We start from the raw sequence: 2,403 nt of genomic DNA on the forward strand, positions 1-2,403 counted from the left end.
GGATTGTAAATCACAAACGATCATCAATGTTCCTACCTTTATGTACTGAAGGCACATCACTGAACTAACTGTTCAATTTAGACCCGTTTGCCCTAACCATAGGCGACAGATTTTGTTAATGTGCTATCTGCCATTCCGTGCCATCCTAATCAGAAGTTCTCTCCAGTATTGATGAACTTATTTTATTGATGTTCACTGGCGGAGAAGTAACCCACCTTCATAAAGTTATAAAGACATAATTGGAGGTAATACTATGTATGATTGGTCTGGAACTGTTCCCGGCAAACTAGCGCAAGGTCAACCGACAGGGCTTGTACTCCAAAAAGGGGATGTAATATCCATCATTGCGACAGGGTGGATAAAATACGGCCATCCAGATAATTACTGGGCAGCACCTCAGAGTTCTATACCCACCAACCCAAGGCCAGAACCACTCATCTCACTCGTAGCTAAAATTGGAAACAGTACCTATAAAATAGGAAATGGTGTACTCCACAGAACAGTTACCACAGATGGGGAATTAACCCTTTTATTTTTAGATACCTATTATCAAGATAATTCCGATGACTTTTATGTTAACGTTAAAATAGAATCACGTTATTCTCCTCTCGAAGAAATACAATAAATAATCTCATTATCTAACCCGTGACTTTCTGCGGGTTAAATGTCAACTCCATCAACAATAACCATAAAATACAGTTTTAATTTGAAATATATTTTTTATCACATGCCTATAAATTAGCTCTCTTTCCACTTCACAGATTAGGAAAGTTCTGATCATATATTAGGGGAAGTGATGTAGTAACGAGAGTCCAATGACTCTTTTCCTTTATTATCCCTTCGATAACCTATTGCCACACCAATGCTTTTTAAACCTTTCCATTCAGGGAACGCCTGAGTCAACTCGCCCGCCGGTAAGACGTGATATTCACGCGCTTCAGTGCATCCATGTCCTTTTTCCCGGATGACATTTTCTGCGTTGCTGACAGCTGATACCTGTGTTGACAATGCCTACTTCACAGCTCGATACAAGGTTTCTTGTATTCCGATCATAAAAGCCCCTCAATCTTTTCCCATCAATGGCAATAATTTCTCCTTCTGTTCGGTCATTGACCACCTGAACCCACTGAATAAAACACGGCTGGAACTGAGTTGGATCAAGGCGCGAGATAATACGAGCAATGGTGTCATCAACAGGCAACCCTGTTGGAAATAGGCCTTTTTTCTGGAGCCAGTCCAAATATGTTTTTCCAAAATCTTCAATATCCTCCCATCCTTCTGCCCCGGCGATAATGGCGCACATGGTCAGAAACAGCACATCAAATAAAGGGTAACTGATTTTGGCAGATTGGCGAGGGTCGGTTAACTCACCAAAGTATTGAGAAAAAGCATCAATATTTATGGGGTAATTCCGAGAAAAAAGCGTATCAGATCATATCTGTTCCTGTCGGTCAAATCTGAATGTTGTTAACAAAATTTTCACGCTCTCGCCCTGATCTGATTATCCATCGCTTTGAGCAGGATGCGACAAAAATCATTGTTAACGTTGGGGTAGTTGAACCAGAAAAATAGCGATGCGCATGATTTACTGTTCGACTATTACGTATTCGGTAAAGCGTTCATGCAATTGGCGCGTGATCATCATTGCTCTGACACGCACATCGGGAAGAGGCCACAAAAAGCTGAGGGAATGATTGAGGGGATGTTGATGATGTTAGATATCCCATTAGAAATGGATAAATGCGTCCAAAAAGAACCAATGAATATTAGCTCACATCAATTATGCAGTAATTTTTGAAAATAACTTTACGTACGTAAAAATGCTGCTATTGTGATAAGATTGATAGCAATGTCACACAGCTTATTGAATTATCATACCTCGCCTCGGCGGGGTTTTTTTATGTCATTACAGATTAAAAATGCATAATTGTTTGTAGTCGCGTTATTTTGATTTATATCATTTCAGAAGAGTAAAATAAAAAATTTAAATTATTATTCTCAATATTATTGTTAATAAATATTGCGTGAATATAATTCAGATATATTTTATTGTGACAAGTTTAATTTCATAAATGCTAATTTTTAATGTTTTTATTTTGTTTTTCTTTGGTATGGTAGTGGTGTAAGCAGCTTGCTAATTAAATATGGGCCCATTGTTATTCTGGTTATGTATGAAAGATAATAATTCAATTAACTAATGAGGGTGCTATAATGTCTGATATTAACTTAGAAATGTATTTGGATTTACAATCAATCGTAGATTATAATATGTTTGATTCGGATATGGCCAAGCCGAAAAAAATTAATAATGCTTGGATTCACATATTAAGCGCAACACCGTAATGAACGAAGTAAATGAGTGGGTATTCCTTTAAATAACTCATTCGGTGTTTTGTAATCTCG

At 37.5% G+C, this 2,403-nt stretch carries 2 protein-coding genes and 2 pseudogenes; 3 read left to right on the plus strand and 1 reads right to left on the minus strand.

Going from position 1 to position 2,403, the window contains the following annotated elements; translation table 11 throughout:
- Positions 1–253: 253 nt before the first annotated feature.
- The gene (locus tag BM135_RS16290; protein WP_092521570.1) at positions 254–625 is read left to right on the plus strand and encodes a LecA/PA-IL family lectin; all 372 of its coding nucleotides are present in this window, start codon (positions 254–256) and stop codon (positions 623–625) included.
- A 164-nt stretch (positions 626–789) separates the two neighbouring features.
- Here BM135_RS16290 and BM135_RS17625 read toward each other — a convergent pair.
- A pseudogene (locus BM135_RS17625) lies at positions 790–1,402 on the minus strand (ISAs1 family transposase); the annotation flags it as partial.
- 153 nt (positions 1,403–1,555) lie between these two features.
- Here BM135_RS17625 and BM135_RS16300 point away from each other — a divergent pair.
- Positions 1,556–1,798: pseudogene (locus tag BM135_RS16300) on the plus strand (antiterminator Q family protein); the annotation flags it as partial.
- Between the two features lie 413 nt (positions 1,799–2,211).
- The gene (locus tag BM135_RS17775; protein ID WP_281244157.1) at positions 2,212–2,343 is read left to right on the plus strand and encodes a hypothetical protein; all 132 of its coding nucleotides are present in this window, start codon (positions 2,212–2,214) and stop codon (positions 2,341–2,343) included.
- Positions 2,344–2,403: the final 60 nt, after the last annotated feature.

It is taken from the genome of Xenorhabdus japonica (genome assembly GCF_900115195.1).
Taxonomy (GTDB): Bacteria; Pseudomonadota; Gammaproteobacteria; order Enterobacterales; family Enterobacteriaceae; genus Xenorhabdus; species Xenorhabdus japonica.